Consider the following 16,494-nt stretch of genomic DNA (forward strand, 5'->3'; position numbering starts at 1 on the left):
TACAAGAATAAAAAGATGTCAAATAGGGATATTAAATGAAGCTCAATTCATTAATAATACTTGATGTTTAAAAAAATAAAATAAGCATTATCCCTTTATAAAATACTTTGTCCATAAAACTGCCAAAACAATCTCAATGTCATCAGCATGAAAAAATTCCAAATATATTGTATCATCTATAATTTAGTATAAAACTTTTAAAGGAGGAAATGATGGCAAAACACTTTCTTAATCCTGTAACAGACGTACAAGTCAGCAAATTAATTCTAAAGCACTACTACGAGAGCATTACTGATGCGCTTAATTCTGACGTTATAATCGTAGGGGCAGGCCCATCTGGGTTGACTGCTGCAAGGGAGCTTGGAAATTCAGGTTATAAGGTAGTAATTATGGAAAGAAAGCTCTCCCCCGGCGGCGGCACCTGGGGCGGCTCGATGTCTTTTAATAAAGTCATAATACAAAAAGATTTAAAGGACTTATTAAACGATCTGCAACTGCCCTTTGTGGAAGATGAGGATGCCCTTGTGGTAGACTCTTGTCTATTTGCAAGTCAGCTGATCTCTCAAGCTCTGAAAGCACCAAACGTAAAGCTTTTCAATCTAATGACAGTTGTAGATTTAGAGTATATAAATAACGCAATTACAGGTGTAGTGGTAAACAATACAGGGATAGAAATAGCAGGACTTCATGTCGACCCAATGGTGTTTCAGACAAAGGCAGTTCTGGACTCCACAGGCCACGATGCCATAGCTGCAAACATCTATTCAAAGAGAGTGCAGATTCCTCTTAAAAAAGAGCATTTTATGAATGCAATTCAGGGGGAAGAAGATACCGTAAACAATACAAAAATGTTAGCAAACGGTTTATTTGTCTCTGGAATGGCAGCCAACAACGTTGACGGCGGCAGCAGAATGGGGCCAATATTTGGCGGGATGATAAAATCTGGTCTTAAGGCTTCCAAATTAATAATGGAGTATATAAAAACTGTTTAGCACCTTAACATTTTATCTAAACTTTATAGAGGCGAAAAATAGATTAATCGGAAAACAAGTTAGCAAACTGCTTTTCTACAAAGATTGTTTTACGTTAAATCTCTGGGATAAGGAAGAGGGTTCTACCTTCTTCCTTGTATCACTAATAAACAACATTCCATTCATTGGCCTTTCAAAAGAAAAGAATGTAAAATTCGAATCGCACAAACACCCCTTTTATGACTTTTTGAACAAACACCTGCCAGGATCAGAAATAACTGACATCACAATCAATAGATTTGACAAGGTATTGAAAATTTCTTTCTCAAACGATTTCCCAATTGGCAAATTTCCCAAGGTAGACATCGTTCTGGAGCTTATTACGAATAAAACCAATGCAATTGCATTGGTAGACAATGTGATCAAAACGTCTTACAAGGAGATAATTCCAGACGATCCTCTAAAAAGAAAGATACTCTCTGGAATAGAGTATCAATATCCAGACAAGTCAAAAAGGCTTGAGCCAAGAGAAATCACATCAGAGCTCCTGTCAGAATTTGGCGTTGAAAAGACCCTATCGGAAAAAACCTTTGGCTTTCCAAAGAACGTTATAGATGAAGTAAAAGATTGGACTCCTCAGAGAGTCCTTCATTGGATAGATAGCGACTTCGAGAATCTTTACCCGAAAGTGGTCGACAATGAATTAATTTTGTCTTTAGATAACGAAGAGAATTCATTCCTTGAAACTATATATGCCCTTGGCACAAACAAGATTATCAAACTAAACGAAGATAAAAGAAGAAGAGAAATTGAGTCAGAAAGAAAGAAAAAGGTCACATATTTACAAAAAAAACTCGATAATGTAAAAAAAGACCTTGAAAAAAATTTACAGTGGGAAGAGCTCCAATCACGGGCGACAAACATTTTAAGCAATTTAAATAGAGTAGAAATTATTAACAACCAATATGTACTCGACGGATTGGCTATCGGAGATTCGAACACTACCCCAGGCAAAATAGCAAGCGATCTGTTTGAAAGGGCAAAGAAGATGAAGAGCGCCCTTTCAAAGATTGAAAAGATGATACGATTTTTAGAAGATGAGATTACAAAAGCTAAATCAGAAAATTTAACGCCTGCCAAACCAGACAAGAAGAGAGAAGAGAGAAACAAGAAAGAAAGAGAGAAGACAAAGGATTATATAAAAATAGACTTTGATGACTACACCATTGCATTGGTCGGCAAAAATGCCAATTCCAATATAAATTTAATAAAGATTTCAAATCCAAATGACTGGTGGTTTCATGTTAGAAATTATTCTGGCAGTTATTTGATTTTAAAAACTACAAAAAAAGAGCTAAACCAGGCTGATATTAAAAAAGCTTCACAGATATGCGCTCATTTTTCAAAAGGAAAGAAAGAAAAAGAAGTAGAGGTAATCTATACCCAGGTAAAATACCTCACAAAGGCCAAAGGTAAGAGCAATGGGATGATTTTTTACAGAAATGAAAAAACAATTTTCGTCTCTCCAGAAAAAGAAAAAGACCTATAAGCTGTCTGCTAATGGAAGAAATAGATAAATGAACTTAACAGAGTTCGAAAAATATGAGTCCTTTGAGCTATTCGCCATACCCTCTTTTGAAAAAGAAAGGCTCGATCAGTTTCTCCTTCTTGCTATGAAGGAAGAGTCCAGAAATTATTACTCAAAACTAATCAAAGAAGGTTGTGTAAAGGTAAACGACAACCTCGTAGAAAAGCCCTCTTACAGCATCAAGCCCTACGATAAAATTTCATTAACAATAAAGCTCAAAGAGCCCTTTTCCGTTGAGCAGGACAAGTTAAAGATAAAGATTCTGTATGAAGATGAATATTTCATGGTCATAAACAAGGATAGGGATATGGTAGTGCATCCTGGAGCGGGAAATTTTAGAAATACTATATTAAATGCGCTCATAGATTCCATAAACAAGGAAGAGTTTGTAGATCAAGAAAGACCTGGAATAGTCCACAGGCTCGACAAAGAGACCACTGGCGTCTTGATAGTAGCGAAATCAGTCAGGACAATGAGCAGGCTCTCAGAGCAGTTTAAAAGCCGTCAGGTAAAGAAAACTTATATCGCACTTGTTTATGGATATATGCAATACAAAGAGGGCTTTATATCAATGCCCATTAAGCGTTCAAAAATTCACCGACAGAAAATGGAAGTAAATCTCTCTGGCAAGACAGCCCTTACTGAATATTCAGTTCTCAGAGAAGGCCTCCTGGAAAAGCATGCTGTTTCCTTGTTGAAGATAAATATATACACTGGAAGAACTCATCAAATAAGAGTACACATGTCACATATAGGACATCCAATAGTGGGAGATAAAAAATATTCAACAAGAAGTTGCAAAAATTGCCCAGAAATAGCACTTCATGCATTGAAAATAGAGTTTTCGCATCCAACTTACGACAAAACAGTTAGCTTTACTGCTCCTCTGCCAGATGACCTACAAGATTTTCTAAAAAAATGCAATATCGACTACGACTTCGACTTATAAACTCTGCCCCAATACTCCTTTAGATTGGCTACTTCCTTTTCCAACCATTTATAATTTTCTACATACCAGTCCACAGTTTCTTTCAGGCCCTGCTCAAAAGAATAAGATGGTCTCCACCCCAGTTCTTTTGAAATCTTTTCGGTATCCAGAGCATAGCGAAAGTCATGTCCAGGTCTATCTTTTACAAATTCAATAAGATCTTCAGATCTATTTAATATATTCAATAGTTTTTTTACCAGGTTTAGGTTGGTCATCTCTTCGCCGCTGCCAATGTTATAAGCGTTCGAATCCTTGCCCTCAGCAAGAACTTTAAAGATAGCGCTGCAGCAATCCTTTACGTATGTCCACTCCCTAAAATTGCCTCCATCTGCATAGACAGGGACTTTTTGATTATTTAAAGCTTTGAAAATTACTACAGGAATCAGCTTCTCTGGAAACTGCCACATACCATAGTTGTTCGATGGCCTAACTATTCGTGTTCTCAGAGAAAAGGTTCTCGCATAAGCATTTATCAAGAGATCAGCGCTCGCCTTGCTCGCAGAATATGGGGAATTTGGCTTTAGAGGATTGTTTTCCGAAAACTTTCCTTCCTTTCCAAGCTCTCCATAGACCTCATCGGTAGAAACGTGCACCAATAATACATCAGAATTTATCAATGAGTTCAAGATGCTCGTAGTACCGCATATATTTGTATTTACAAATTCGTTTGGCTCCAGGATAGATCTGTCCACATGGGTCTCAGCAGCAAAATTTATAACAGCTTCGACTTTATCTGTCTTTATAATCTTTTTAATAGAATCTTCATTTCTTATATCATCCTCGTAGAAAGCGATATCGCCTATTACTGAATTTATACGATCCATCGAGCCAGCATAGGTAAGCTTGTCTATCACGCTGACTCTGTGGCCCTTTTCTACTGCCTGCCTTACGAATTCACTGCCTATAAATCCTGCACCGCCAGTAATCAATATATTCATAACTCTTCTCCTTAATTAAAAAATATAAATTTAAAAATTAAAAAGATATATATCGCCAGGACGGTAAAAGATGCCCTGTATTCGTTGTTGGACATATATCTATCAAATGATATTGGAGCCGACTTAAAGCTTAAGAAATTTGGGAAAAATGCAGGAACCCTACTCTTGTATTCGAGAAATTTTTCTTTGTGTTCGTTGTAGAGCTCCACCTCTTCTTCTCTCATCTTGTGAAAGTGGACGAACAAGAATCCCACAGCGAAGATTGCCAACAAAATAAGGCTTCCAGTGGACATCATCACCCCAAAGCCAGCCAAAAAGCTGCCCAGATAGAGAGGATTTCTGACGATAGAATATGGTCCGTCAGTGGAGAGAACCTTTACTTTATTTATGGTAGCTGCCGCCCACGCTCTCAGCAAAAGTCCCAAGATTGAAAAAACTACGCCAGAAAATAAAGACAGCTTAGTCGGATGTGACAGAAATATTATCAAAATAAACAGTAAATACAAAAGCTTGGTTCTTTTTTTGACGAGAAATTTTATAATTTAGATCAGCCCTTTCTATATAACATGGTTTGTTATTTTAACATATAATCTATTTAAGTTTTAGTTTTAACTTTTTATTTAGGAGGATGATCTTGTACATACCCAGCTTATTTGATGACTTAGAAAATCCAGACGGGGATCTAAAGAACGATTCGTCAAAATTAAAATTTAACGCGGTTCTATTAGAAGCCAAAAGTTGTAAAAAGTGCCAGTTAAGCTCCACCCGTACAAGTGTAGTTTTCGGAGAAGGACCTATGAGCCCTGAAATTATGGTAATTGGAGAGGGACCAGGGGAAATGGAGGACTTACAAGGTATTCCTTTTGTAGGGAAAGCAGGTCAACTCCTAACCAAGATTTTTGAGTCAGTAGAACTAAAAAGAGAGGATATCTACATCACAAACGTTGTGAAATGCAGGCCCCCTGGAAACAGAAATCCTCTCCCAGAAGAAATTGAGGCTTGCAGACCTTTCTTACAGGTTCAAATAGAATCTCTAAAACCAAAGATAATAGTCTTGTTGGGAGCTGTTGCGTGCAAAGCCATTTTGAAAAATTTTAGCTCTATTACGAAGATGAGAGGAGAATTGATTCTTCAAGACGATCAATATTTCATACCAATGTTTCATCCATCATATCTTCTTAGAAATGCCAGCAAGAAAGAGGGATCCCCTCGATGGCTTACATGGAAAGATATGCAAAGGGTGAAGAAGTTTGTTGAGAAAGAGAGCTAAAAATCTTTTGTAACAGAAAACTTGCCGACATTTCTCAGAGAAATAAAGCTGCCCAAGAATCCAATAAAGGTCCCAGTAAGCACGATTATAAAGCACATCAAAATCCACAGAGAGGTATTCAGTGGCCAGAAAAATGACCACGGCGGATTTATATTTACAATCGCAAAACTCAAGAAGATAGAGAGAAATATAAAGAAAAAGATTGCCAGAAGTGAAGAAAATAGCCCTATAAAGCTTCCCTCAAGGATATATGGCATCCTGATAAAATTTGGCTCTGCGCCCACCAGCTCCAAGATCTCAAGCTCTTCTCTCCTTGCAAGTACCGATACCTTGATAGTGCTTGAGATTACCACAAGCGATGCAAGGGCAAAACCAATTAGTAAAAGAGATCCGATAAGAGTAATTCTTTGGACCATCACATTGAGCGCATTTAAAAGTTGCTGAGGATATCTCGTTTCGTCAACTTGAGGAAATTGTGAGATTACCTTTGAAAGTCCAGCAATATAATCTGGACCTTTCGTCCTAACCTTGATAGTATCTGGCAAAGGGTTTTTTATGTCAGAAATGTTTATCTTGCTCTGAAAATATTTTTTAAATTTCTCCCATGCATCATGCTTTGAGACGTATTCCACCGATGAAACGCCTTCCATATTCGATATCGTTCCCACCAGGCCGTTTATGTCTTGTGCAGACACATTATCCTTCAAGAATACAAGGAGCTCTACCTGATCGCCTATCTTGGTCGAAGCCTGGAACAATGACAAAAACAACATCAATATCAATCCAAAGATTATCATAGTAAAAGAAATAGAAATGGTAGAAGCTATTGCCATGCCTCCACCTCTGCTCAGAGAAATTATTGACTCCCTTAAATATATTCTAAATCTGCTCATAAACTATCGGCGTAGGCTCCAGACTATCAGACTCTACTTGCCCATTCTTTAATTGAATAACTCTCTTGTTCATCTTGCTGACAATTATTGGATTGTGAGTCGTTATTAAAATAGTCATCCCCATCCTGTTCAAATTTTCAAAAATGGACATTATCTCCCATGAAGTTTTCAGATCTATATTACCAGTAGGCTCATCAGCAATTAGAAGAGTAGGATAATACGATATAGCCCTTGCTATTGCCAGCCTTTGCTGCTCGCCGCCTGAGAGTTCATTTGGAAAAGCCCTGGACTTCCCACTAAGTTTGACAAGCTCCAATGACTTATAAGCCCTCTTTTTCACTTCTCTATCAGATAAACCGAGCATCTCCAGACACAATGAGATGTTTTCGATCGCAGTCTTCCTTGGCAAAAGCTTTACATCCTGAAAAACCACACCTAAGGTTCTCCTGAAAACGGGAATATCCTTATCTTTTAACTTTAACAAATTCATATTGTTTACATGGACCTCTCCTGAAGAAGGCAGCAGGGCTCTATACAGAAGTTTCAACAAAGTTGATTTGCCAGCTCCGCTATGGCCGACAATAAAAACAAAGTCTCCCTTTTCCACTTCAAGGTTTATATCCTTTAAGCCAAATATCTGACCATGGTAAACTTTTGTAACATTTTTGAAAACTATAGCAGAATTCATTTTATATTAGACAGCAATCTTTCTTTTATACCTGCTGCGTCCAGACCATAGTAGGTTAGCAGTTCATTTGGCTTGCCAGAAGTACCAAATTTGTCATTGATGCCGATAAAACAAACCTTCATAGGATAACTCCTCGAAAGGGCTGAGGCGACCATTGAACCAAGACCACCTATAATGCTGTGCTCTTCAGCGGTAAAGACCATATCGTGTTCCCTTGCAATCTCTATAATCTCTTCCTCTGGAAATGGCTTCAGACAGGGGACATTTACTAAGGTTGGCTCTATATCATAAGCCTTTAAAAGCTCGATAGCCTCCAGACATTTCCACAGCATAATTCCTGTGGCAAATATGACTATCTTCTTCCCCTTTTTAAATATATATGGTTTTGTATCAAAAGAATAATCCTTTGGCAGCAGATCGGGTACGCCCATCCTGCCCAGCCTTACATAGACAGGACCTTTATATTTAAATGCCCAATTAATCACAGACTTTGTTTCTATTGGGTCAGCTGGAACCAGGACTGTCATATTGGGAATTATAGACATTAAGCCAATATCTTCTACCGATTGATGCGATGCGCCATCTTCGCCCACAGTAATGCCAGCGTGCGATGCGCAAACCTTAACGTTCAGGGATGGATAGGCTACAGTATTTCTAATCTGCTCCCAGGCTCTGCCAGAAGCAAATATGGCAAAAGTGCTCGCAAAAGGGACGAAGCCAGCAAGAGAAAGTCCTGCAGCTATGCCTATCATATTTTGTTCAGCTATGCCTACATCGAAAAATCTTTCGGGAAATTCTTTGGCGAAAAGCGAAGTTTTAGTAGATTTGGACAGATCTGCATCAAGAGCTACTACCTGATCGCTCAATCTGCCTAAATCTAAAAGAGCCTCTCCGTAAGCCTCTCTGGTTGCCTTCATTGTTCATCACACTCTTTCAATTCAGAATATGCAATCTTCGCCTGATCTTCGCTTGGCGCCTTGCCGTGAAAATCACAAATATTTTCCATAAAGGATACTCCCTTGCCCTTTATGGTATGCGCAATAATAACAAGAGGTTTTTTGTCACCTCTTTTTTTTGCATTCAGAAGTGCAGGAACTATCTGATCGAAATCGTGCCCGCTTAGCTCCACCACGCTCCATCCGAAAGAGAGCCACTTGTCAGCCAGGGGTTCCAGGGACATAACTTCTTCTGTAAATCCATCTATTTGAAGGTTGTTTCTGTCAATTATTGCAGTTAGATTGTCGAGCTTAAAGTGTCTTGCTGCCATTGCTGCCTCCCAAACCTGCCCCTCTTCCAACTCTCCGTCTCCCAATAAGGCAAAGACATGAGATTTGAGGCCCTTTAGCCTTAGACCAAGGGCACAGCCAACAGAGATAGACAATCCCTGTCCCAGAGAACCGGTAGACGCCTCTATTCCAGGAAGCTTTTTCATATCAGGATGCCCCTGAAAAGGACTATTTAACTGCCTGAGCGTGTCGAGTCCAGATTTGTCAAAATAGCCAGCCTCTGCAAGGGTTGAGTACAAAACAGGCGCAGCATGACCTTTCGAGAGGAAAAACCTATCTCTTGACCCTAAGGAAGGATTTTTAGGATCGTAGTTCAGCACTCCCCCAAAATAAAGCGAAACCAGTATTTCAACAGCAGATAAAGAACCGCCAGGATGGCCAGATTTCGCAGAAGTAATCATCTCAATAATTAGATGCCTGATATTCTTTGCGTGCTCTCTTAACAGCAAGTCATCCAAAATTCATTCTCCTCTCAATTTCTTTAATCAATTATACATTAAGTATAATTTTTTTTACTTTCAACAATTTCATAAATTTTGTTAACGACCCAATGAACATCCTTTGCGGTAGAATCTATGACTACAGCATCTTCTGCCACCATCAAAGGGCCTATTGACCTATTCATATCAGATTTGTCTCTTTTTTCAATTTGGCTCATTACCTCTTCAAAACCAATTTTTATATTTTTTTTCAGCAACTCTTCGTGCCTTCTCCTTGCTCTTTCTTCCAGCGATGCGGTTAAAAATATCTTCACCTGGGCATCAGGACAGACCACAGTGGTTGTATCTCTGCCCTCCAAAACAGTATTTGGCGACTTGATAGATAGCTTTCTTTGTTCAACAGAGAGAAAGGCTCTTACCACCCCGCTAGAGGCTGCCTTTGAGACATTCCTGTCTATAATGGGAGTCCTCAATTCTTTTGATAAAATTTCGCCATTTAAAATAATATTTCCATCAACAAAGTCAATATTGATAGATTCGATTATATCCTTGAAAACTTTCTCCAAATCAGCAGAATCTTCTTGTTTTCTTTTTATAAGCTCAAAGGTTATAGCTCTATACATCGCGCCAGTATCCACATATTTAAAGTTAAGCTTTTTAGATAATTCTCGCGCTACCGTGCTCTTGCCAGCCCCTGCAGGACCATCAATTGCTATTATCATGTATCAAACCTCGACTTATAGGTTTTTATTAAGCCGTATAATACTATGCAAAATACAAATCCAAAAAGTGTGCCAAAAAATATTCCTTCCAGACTTCTGATAATGCTGATGTATATTGGGATGTGAATGTGTAAAAATGTGTCGGTCAAAGATATAAAGGCTACAGAAGAGATTAAAAAGAAGAACTTGGAAAAGTTAACACTATTTAATTTATACAGATAGAAAGAGAATATCAGCAAAGAATATCCTATGAGCTCTTTAAACCTTGGCCTTACAAATAGAGTTTTTTCCAAAAATATCCTTATGTGCTCTTCATCTGGCAATAGTCCAATCGGATTTTGGTTTCCAGATCTCAGCACATAAACAGCCAAAATTATCAAAAATATCAGCAGAGCTATGAATTCCACCCTTCTCATAGGCTTCATAATTTCATTAATATAATCCTTGATATTGATAGATCTGAAAAATATCCTGAGCCCCAAGAATAAAATCGGCAATATCAAGAGCAGCTTTATCAATGGGAAGATATTTATTCCTATTACCGATGTCGACGACAGATAGATATTATTTGTGAGCAGCGCTCCCGAAATTGATATAAAGAAAACCATTAGAAAATTAAGCAAAAATGATTGCCAACTAAAATTTTTTATTTTATTAAATAAGTATATCGGAGGGAAGGTAGAGCTCATCAGAGCAGTTTCCCATGCAATAAAATTAAATTTACCAAATATAAATAACAAGATGTCTATCAATAGCAGTACAGACGAGTAAATCAATATCTTTCTTGAGCTCAAATTAGCAGAAAGCATCAGAAGAGATAGACATCCCAGACAAAAGAATATACCAAATATCCAGATAAGTCTTATCGGCTTAAAATAAAATTCATCATGAGCGCTCCATTGAGCCTTGCCAGGCGTATACCCTTGAAGTTTTATTTCTTGAACGATATTCTTTATATATTCGACATTTGTCTTTATGAGGTCGCCATTTATAGGCTCGCCCCAGGGGTTAACGTACAATACCTTGATATTTCTCTCTTTAATAGCTCTGCCCCATCGGGGAATAGCATCAGAATATTTTATCTTTTTTCCTGATTCAAACATCTTATTTGAATAAATGATGTTTTCTCCAGGTATCTCGTTATTCGTGATTGCGTGAACTCTCAACACTTGATATGGTATCATTCTTGCCAATTCGTCAATGCCCTTTTGTTTAGCAAACTCTACATATCCAAAACGTATATTATTCTTTTCCAAAATATTTGCGTAGATGTTAATAAACTTAGGATATCCCAGCACTTCTCTCTCACCGAAAATTATCATCCACACATCTTTAGGATACTGGTTTACCCATCTCTCAAAATCATCCTTACTAGAATAAAAACGATAATCGTTTATCGGTCTCAACACGATGTCAAGTCCCATTTTCTTACATAGACTCAATTCTTGATTGAGAAACCCAAAATATAAAGATGGCAAATCTTCATCAGAAGAATAAATTTCCGAGCCTTTTAGATAGGTTTTCCTAAGAAGTCCATTGTATTTCTGTGTCAATTTATCAAAAACTTCTTTTGCCAGCTCAGGATTTCTAAATTCAGCAACCCATATTACCCCATCTTTAACTGCTTTTTCATCTGGATGAACCAAAAAAACTTCTCCGCGTTCGACCAGGGATTTAAGGTTTGATTCTTTTAGGGCTACAGCGATCACTCCTTCTTCCTTGAGAGTGCTTAGAAGTTTATCAAAGGGATAGTTGGTCAATTCAGCAAGATCCCTAAACCCTTCATAATCGATTACAATTGATATATGTTTATCCGCCTTAATTTCCACATCAGTTCTAATAGAAGAAATAACAATAGAAAACAATACTGCAGAAAAAAGCATAAATAATGCCACATAAGTAAGAAGTTTTTTATTTATCATTTAACCACCCTGATTTTTTTCTTTTGATTGTTTTAGTAAATATGCCTTCTGAAATTCGTCAATATTGCCATCCAGGGCTCCATACACATCTCCAATTTCCACATTGGTTCTGTGATCTTTCACCATGGTATAAGGATGCAAGACATAAGTTCTTATTTGCTTGCCCCATGAAGCATCAGTTTCACCCTTAAACTCGTTTAGCTTACTCTTTTGCTTTTCTTCATTGAGGCTGTTTATCCTGGAGATAAGGACCTTCATAGCCGCATCCTTATTCTGAAATTGACTTCTCTCATTTCTACATGTCACCACAATGCCAGTTGGCAAGTGAATAATTCTAACTGCCGAATCAGTTTTGTTTACGTGCTGTCCCCCTGCGCCAGAGGCTCTAAAAGTCTCAATCCTGATATCCTCGTTTTTTATATTCACTTCCTTAATGTCTTTGATTAATGGAGCCACTTCCACCAGTACAAATGATGTATGCCTTCTGTTATTAAAATCAAATGGAGAGAGTCTTATCAGCCTGTGAACTCCTTGCTCAGACTTCAAAAACCCATAAGAATATCTGCCCTTGAAAAAGATGGTAGCAGATCTGATGCCAGCCTCATCTCCAGGACTCTGATCGACGAATTCTACAGAATACTTATTTTTTTCTCCCCATCTGATATACATCCTAAGAAGCATTTCAGCGAAATCTTGCGCGTCCACGCCTCCTGCCCCAGCGCTTATTGTAAGCATGGCGTCATAGCTATCGTATTTATCAGATAAAAGAGCCTTAAATTCCATTTCTTCAAGAATCTGGATTAAGTTTTTATAACTTTTATCAACTTCAATATCTGCATCTTCACCCTGAAACTCCAACCAAAACAAAAAGTCTTCAAAATTCGATGTCAAGTTTTTCCACTCGTCAACACTTTTCTGAAGACCGTCAGCTATCTGGGTAAGGTTGGAAGACCTTTGAACATCTTGCCAGATTTCAGGTTTGGAAAATTCCATTTTTATGCTATCTAATTTTTTTGTTTTGTTGTCCAGGTCAAAGACAGTCACGTAGCTTTAAGATTCTCTCATTTAGCGAATTAACATCATATTCAATCATTTTTCATTCCTTCCACAACAATGTTTATATTTTTTTCCGCTTCCACATGGACAAGGATCATTTCTTCCGATTTTTTTCTTCTTATTATCACCTTGAACGTTTACATTAGTCTTAGTTTGTGGAGCTTTTGGCTTTTCATTTAAATCTTCTTTTTTCTCAACAATTACGTTGAACAGAAACTTTAAAGTATCTTTTTTTATCAGCGTAGCTGTCTCCTGGAATAGCTTTGATGCCTCAATCTTGTACTCTACAAGAGGATCCTTCTGACCATAGGCTCTCAAGCCTATGCCCTCTCTCAAAGAATCGTTGTCCTGCAGATGCTCCATCCACTTTTCATCTATAATTCTTAAAGAAATATATTTTTCCAAAGACCTTAGTAATTCTGGACTAAGATCTGACTCTCTAATTTCATATTTCTCTTTTAAGAAGGATTTAAGCTTAGACTTCAATTCTGATATATCTTTGCAGTCAGCAAAGACTTCGTCGTCTATCTTTGTAATTTCTTGAAGAGATTCCCTAAGAAGCTCTATATTTTCCTCATTAATTACCTTTTTAGGACAGGCGTCATCTACAAATTTGTCAACAATCTGCTCAATCCATCCAACAATTATATCTTTGCAATCTTCACGAGTTAATAGTTTTTGTCTTTCAGAATATATATATTCTCTCTGCCTATTCAAGACATCATCGTACTCAATAAGCTGCTTTCTTATGCCGAAGTTGTTCTCTTCGACTTTTTTCTGGGCATTTTCAACGGCCTTTGTCACCCAGCTGTGCTCGATTGGCTCGTTTTCATCAATACTTAACTTATCCATTAAAGTAGCTAACTTATCAGAACCAAACATCCTCAAGAGATCGTCATCAAGCGATAAGTAAAACCTTGAAGATCCAGGGTCTCCCTGCCTTCCAGAACGGCCTCTTAACTGGTTGTCGATTCTCCTGCTCTCATGCCTGGATGTGCCAATTACATGTAATCCGCCAAGTTGCTTTACTTCATCGTCAAGAACGATATCTACACCTCTGCCTGCCATATTTGTAGCTATTGTTACCGACTTCTTTTCGCCAGCATGAGAGATTATCTCAGCTTCTTTTTCGTGATACTTCGCATTCAATACATGATGCGGTATGCCCTTCTTCTTCAAGAGCAAGCTAAGTTTTTCTGATTTTTCAATAGATGTCGTGCCAACCAAGATTGGCTGACCTCTTTCAAAACAATCCTGGATTTCATTTATTAAAGATCTAAGTTTTGCACTCTCATTTTTGTAAATTACATCGGGAAAATCAACTCTTGTTACGGGCTTGTTGGTTGGTACCACCACTACTACCAGGTTATAAATCTTTATAAGCTCAGATTCATCAGTCTTTGCAGTACCGGTCATACCAGCTAACTTTTTATATGCTCTAAAATAATTTTGTATTGTAATAGTAGCTATAGTCTGCGTCTCTTCTTTTACCCTTACGTGTTCTTTTGCTTCAATAGCCTGGTGAAGACCGTCAGAGTATCTTCTACCATTCATAAGCCTTCCTGTAAATTCGTCTACGATGATTATTTCGCCGTCTTTGACTACGTAATCTTTTTCCTTCTTAAACATAAAGTTGGCTCTTAACAGCTGGGTAAGAACGTGAAGTACATCTATATTTTTTACATCAAAAAGATTTTCTATGCCCAATAACTTCTCTGCCTTTGCCACGCCTTCCTCAGTCAAAGAAAGAGTTTTAGTTTTTTCATCTGGGGTAAAATCTTCTTCTGATTTCATCCTTAGGGCTACAGGATTGAGCCTATTATACAGCTCTGTTTTCTGAGCGGCTCTTCCCGATATGATTAGCGGTGTTCTGGCTTCATCGATCAAGACGCTGTCGACCTCGTCTACAATTGCATAGTTCAAGCCTCTTTGGACCTGATCGAGTACAGATAAAGCCATATTATCTCTTAAAAAGTCAAAACCAAATTCATGATTGACTCCATAGGTAATATCACAATTATATGCAGCTTTTCTTTGCTCGTTGTCAAAGTTATTTTGCAAATAGCTTACTGAAACGCCAAGATATTCGTAAACAGGTCTCATCCATTCGGCGTCTCTTTTGGCCAAATAGTCGTTTACAGTAATTATATGAACGCCCTCACCGCTAAGTGCATTGAGATAGGCAGCGCTGGTAGCAGCAAGGGTTTTGCCTTCGCCTGTTCCCATCTCAGCTACCTTGCCATCGTTTAATACGAGACCGCCTATTAACTGAACGTCAAAATGTCTAAGCCCAAGGGTTCTTAAAGCTGCCTCTCTTGTCATAGCAAAGGCATTTAAAAGAATATCTGTTGGGAATTCTTTTCCCTTGAAATCTTTAAGAGCTTCTCTAAAATTGTTAGTTTGCTGTAAGAAATCTTCCCTGCTTAATTTTTTAACCTCTTCTTCTTTGCTATTTATAGCAGCTACCACTTCATAGTATTTTTTTAGCTCGTTCTCTTTGCTAGAACCCAAAATCTTATTTAGAAGCTTATTAAACATTTATATTCCTCAAATATTTATTTTTCTGGTTCAATCAAACCATATCCACCATCATTTCGGCTATAAATTACGTTAACGTCCATAGTTTGCGAATTTATAAACACATAAAAGTTATGACCTAACAATTCCATATCTATTATAGCCTCTTCTGGTGTTATTGGCTTGAAAGGAAACCTTTTTATCTTAATTATCTCGCCTTCAGGAGATATCTCTTCGTTTTTCTGTTCTAAAAAGCTCTCAGACATCAGATTCCTATGTCTTTGGACCAGCTTTTCCTTGTATCTTGATATCTGTCTTTCCAGCTTGTCGTGGACGAGGTCGACTGCGGTCCTTACGTCATCAGAATTTTCTTGAGCACGAATTGTAGAACCAGCAGCAAAGATTGTAACCTCAGCCGAAAATATCTGCTTATTTTTCTTGGCGCTTGATCTGGTCAAAACGATCTGAACTTCGATAATTTTTTTGAAAAATCTATCCAATTTTGACATTTTGTTTGAAATATAAGTTTTTTGTTCATCCGATAGGTTTACACCTTTATCTTTTACGATTACTTGCATGCTTGTCCTCCTATAAATATTTAGTAAGAAAAAAGCTTACATTAAATTATATTGATTAAATTAAGAAAACAAAAGCCCCAAACAGGGGCTTTTGAAAAGATCAATTATTAAAAATTTATTATTTTAAGGACAATAATTTCTTAATTATGATACCTTTGTAACGTTTGATGCCTGTGGTCCCTTTGGACCATCAACAATTTCGAACTGGACAGCCTGTCCCTGCTCTAAGGTTCTGAAACCCTTGCCCTGGATTGCGCTGTAGTGAACAAAGACATCACCACTTCCATCGTCCTTTGATATGAAGCCATAACCCTTTTCATTGTTAAACCACTTTACTTTTCCTAAAAACATAGATGAATAACCTCCTAAAACCTTTTCAAAAGTTTAAATTTTTCTAATCTGTCCTCATCTCGTCTCATCTGTGACCAAAAACTTAGAGCAAAGTTCACCTCCCTTTAAGAACATCAAGCCTCTTCACAAAGAGGTTGGTTCTTGGTGCCGAGACAGGGACTTGAACCCTGACGAACAAAGCGTTCACTAGCCCCTCAAACTAGCGCGTCTGCCATTCCGCCACCTCGGCACTTTTAATAAGTATAAATATAAAATTTTATAAAGTCAACTATTCGAATTGCTTCTG

Annotated in this window: 16 protein-coding genes and 1 tRNA gene; 4 read left to right on the top strand and 13 right to left on the bottom strand. The window is 37.7% G+C overall.

Going from position 1 to position 16,494, the window contains the following annotated elements:
* Nucleotides 1-209: 209 nt before the first annotated feature.
* From V4762_RS09120 to V4762_RS09130, 3 genes are read left to right on the top strand one after another with little or no spacing between them, the layout of a single operon-like run.
* Entirely contained in the window at nt 210-992 is a 783-nt protein-coding gene (locus V4762_RS09120; protein WP_347315475.1) for a sulfide-dependent adenosine diphosphate thiazole synthase, read from the top strand.
* A 46-nt stretch (nt 993-1,038) separates the two neighbouring features.
* The gene (locus tag V4762_RS09125) at nt 1,039-2,520 is read left to right on the top strand and encodes an NFACT RNA binding domain-containing protein (protein ID WP_347315489.1); all 1,482 of its coding nucleotides are present in this window, start codon (nt 1,039-1,041) and stop codon (nt 2,518-2,520) included.
* A 28-nt stretch (nt 2,521-2,548) separates the two neighbouring features.
* Nucleotides 2,549-3,508 (top strand): RluA family pseudouridine synthase, encoded by a 960-nt coding sequence (locus V4762_RS09130; RefSeq protein ID WP_347315476.1) that lies wholly within the window; start codon nt 2,549-2,551, stop codon nt 3,506-3,508.
* Here V4762_RS09130 and rfbB read toward each other — a convergent pair.
* Both rfbB and V4762_RS09140 read right to left on the bottom strand, forming a co-directional pair.
* Entirely contained in the window at nt 3,490-4,485 is a 996-nt protein-coding gene (gene rfbB, locus V4762_RS09135; protein ID WP_347315477.1) for a dTDP-glucose 4,6-dehydratase, read from the bottom strand. The two genes, V4762_RS09130 and rfbB, sit on opposite strands and share 19 nt — an antisense overlap.
* 11 nt (nt 4,486-4,496) lie before the next feature.
* On the bottom strand, nt 4,497-4,991 hold the full coding sequence (locus V4762_RS09140; RefSeq protein ID WP_347315478.1) for a methyltransferase family protein: 495 nt from the start codon (nt 4,989-4,991) through the stop codon (nt 4,497-4,499).
* A 128-nt stretch (nt 4,992-5,119) separates the two neighbouring features.
* On the opposite strand from V4762_RS09140, the gene V4762_RS09145 reads away from it, so the two are divergent.
* Nucleotides 5,120-5,755 (top strand): uracil-DNA glycosylase, encoded by a 636-nt coding sequence (locus V4762_RS09145; RefSeq protein WP_347315479.1) that lies wholly within the window; start codon nt 5,120-5,122, stop codon nt 5,753-5,755.
* Here V4762_RS09145 and V4762_RS09150 read toward each other — a convergent pair.
* The 11 genes from V4762_RS09150 to V4762_RS09200 all read right to left on the bottom strand — a co-directional run bounded on the left by V4762_RS09150 (nt 5,752) and on the right by V4762_RS09200 (nt 16,437).
* Nucleotides 5,752-6,588, bottom strand: coding sequence for a cell division protein FtsX (locus V4762_RS09150; RefSeq protein ID WP_347315480.1), 837 nt, complete (start codon nt 6,586-6,588; stop codon nt 5,752-5,754). The two genes, V4762_RS09145 and V4762_RS09150, sit on opposite strands and share 4 nt — an antisense overlap.
* 46 nt (nt 6,589-6,634) lie before the next feature.
* The gene (gene ftsE / locus V4762_RS09155) at nt 6,635-7,336 is read right to left on the bottom strand and encodes a cell division ATP-binding protein FtsE (RefSeq protein WP_347315481.1); all 702 of its coding nucleotides are present in this window, start codon (nt 7,334-7,336) and stop codon (nt 6,635-6,637) included.
* Complete coding sequence (locus V4762_RS09160) at nt 7,333-8,253, bottom strand: transketolase family protein (protein ID WP_347315482.1); 921 nt, start codon at nt 8,251-8,253, stop codon at nt 7,333-7,335. Before V4762_RS09160 ends, ftsE begins: the two co-directional genes overlap by 4 nt.
* Complete coding sequence (locus tag V4762_RS09165; protein WP_347315483.1) at nt 8,250-9,080, bottom strand: transketolase; 831 nt, start codon at nt 9,078-9,080, stop codon at nt 8,250-8,252. The genes V4762_RS09160 and V4762_RS09165 overlap by 4 nt, the downstream gene beginning before the upstream one ends.
* Nucleotides 9,081-9,118: 38 nt before the next feature.
* The gene (gene cmk, locus V4762_RS09170) at nt 9,119-9,784 is read right to left on the bottom strand and encodes a (d)CMP kinase (protein WP_347315484.1); all 666 of its coding nucleotides are present in this window, start codon (nt 9,782-9,784) and stop codon (nt 9,119-9,121) included.
* Entirely contained in the window at nt 9,781-11,706 is a 1,926-nt protein-coding gene (locus tag V4762_RS09175) for a DUF5693 family protein (protein ID WP_347315485.1), read from the bottom strand. Before V4762_RS09175 ends, cmk begins: the two co-directional genes overlap by 4 nt.
* Nucleotides 11,707-12,799 (bottom strand): peptide chain release factor 2 gene (gene prfB / locus V4762_RS09180; protein WP_347315486.1). Its coding sequence is split into 2 segments (ribosomal slippage): nt 11,707-12,738 and nt 12,740-12,799, totalling 1,092 coding nucleotides; the frame shifts between segments, so codons are not numbered across the junction.
* Nucleotides 12,796-15,300 carry a preprotein translocase subunit SecA gene (secA, locus tag V4762_RS09185; protein WP_347315487.1) on the bottom strand — a complete coding sequence of 835 codons (2,505 nt, stop codon included), beginning with the start codon at nt 15,298-15,300 and terminating at the stop codon, nt 12,796-12,798. The genes prfB and secA overlap by 4 nt, the downstream gene beginning before the upstream one ends.
* Nucleotides 15,301-15,317: 17 nt before the next feature.
* Nucleotides 15,318-15,857: a ribosome hibernation-promoting factor, HPF/YfiA family gene (gene hpf / locus V4762_RS09190; RefSeq protein ID WP_347315488.1), complete on the bottom strand. Its 540-nt coding sequence runs from the start codon at nt 15,855-15,857 to the stop codon at nt 15,318-15,320.
* A 144-nt stretch (nt 15,858-16,001) separates the two neighbouring features.
* On the bottom strand, nt 16,002-16,208 hold the full coding sequence (locus tag V4762_RS09195; protein ID WP_013756123.1) for a cold-shock protein: 207 nt from the start codon (nt 16,206-16,208) through the stop codon (nt 16,002-16,004).
* Between the two features lie 142 nt (nt 16,209-16,350).
* Nucleotides 16,351-16,437 (bottom strand) — tRNA-Leu (locus V4762_RS09200).
* Nucleotides 16,438-16,494 lie beyond the last annotated feature (57 nt).

The organism is Thermodesulfobium sp. 4217-1, from assembly GCF_039822205.1.
GTDB lineage: Bacteria > Thermodesulfobiota > Thermodesulfobiia > Thermodesulfobiales > Thermodesulfobiaceae > Thermodesulfobium.

Coding starts and splice junctions, on each gene's coding strand:
- V4762_RS09120 (WP_347315475.1), top strand. CDS start 210: ATGATGGCAAAACACTTTCTTAATCCTGTAACAGACGTACAAGTCAGC.
- V4762_RS09130 (WP_347315476.1), top strand. CDS start 2,549: ATGAACTTAACAGAGTTCGAAAAATATGAGTCCTTTGAGCTATTCGCC.
- rfbB (WP_347315477.1), bottom strand. CDS start 4,485: ATGAATATATTGATTACTGGCGGTGCAGGATTTATAGGCAGTGAATTC.
- V4762_RS09150 (WP_347315480.1), bottom strand. CDS start 6,588: ATGGCAATAGCTTCTACCATTTCTATTTCTTTTACTATGATAATCTTT.
- ftsE (WP_347315481.1), bottom strand. CDS start 7,336: ATGAATTCTGCTATAGTTTTCAAAAATGTTACAAAAGTTTACCATGGT.
- V4762_RS09160 (WP_347315482.1), bottom strand. CDS start 8,253: ATGAAGGCAACCAGAGAGGCTTACGGAGAGGCTCTTTTAGATTTAGGC.
- cmk (WP_347315484.1), bottom strand. CDS start 9,784: ATGATAATAGCAATTGATGGTCCTGCAGGGGCTGGCAAGAGCACGGTA.
- V4762_RS09175 (WP_347315485.1), bottom strand. CDS start 11,706: ATGATAAATAAAAAACTTCTTACTTATGTGGCATTATTTATGCTTTTT.
- secA (WP_347315487.1), bottom strand. CDS start 15,300: ATGTTTAATAAGCTTCTAAATAAGATTTTGGGTTCTAGCAAAGAGAAC.
- hpf (WP_347315488.1), bottom strand. CDS start 15,857: ATGCAAGTAATCGTAAAAGATAAAGGTGTAAACCTATCGGATGAACAA.
- V4762_RS09195 (WP_013756123.1), bottom strand. CDS start 16,208: ATGTTTTTAGGAAAAGTAAAGTGGTTTAACAATGAAAAGGGTTATGGC.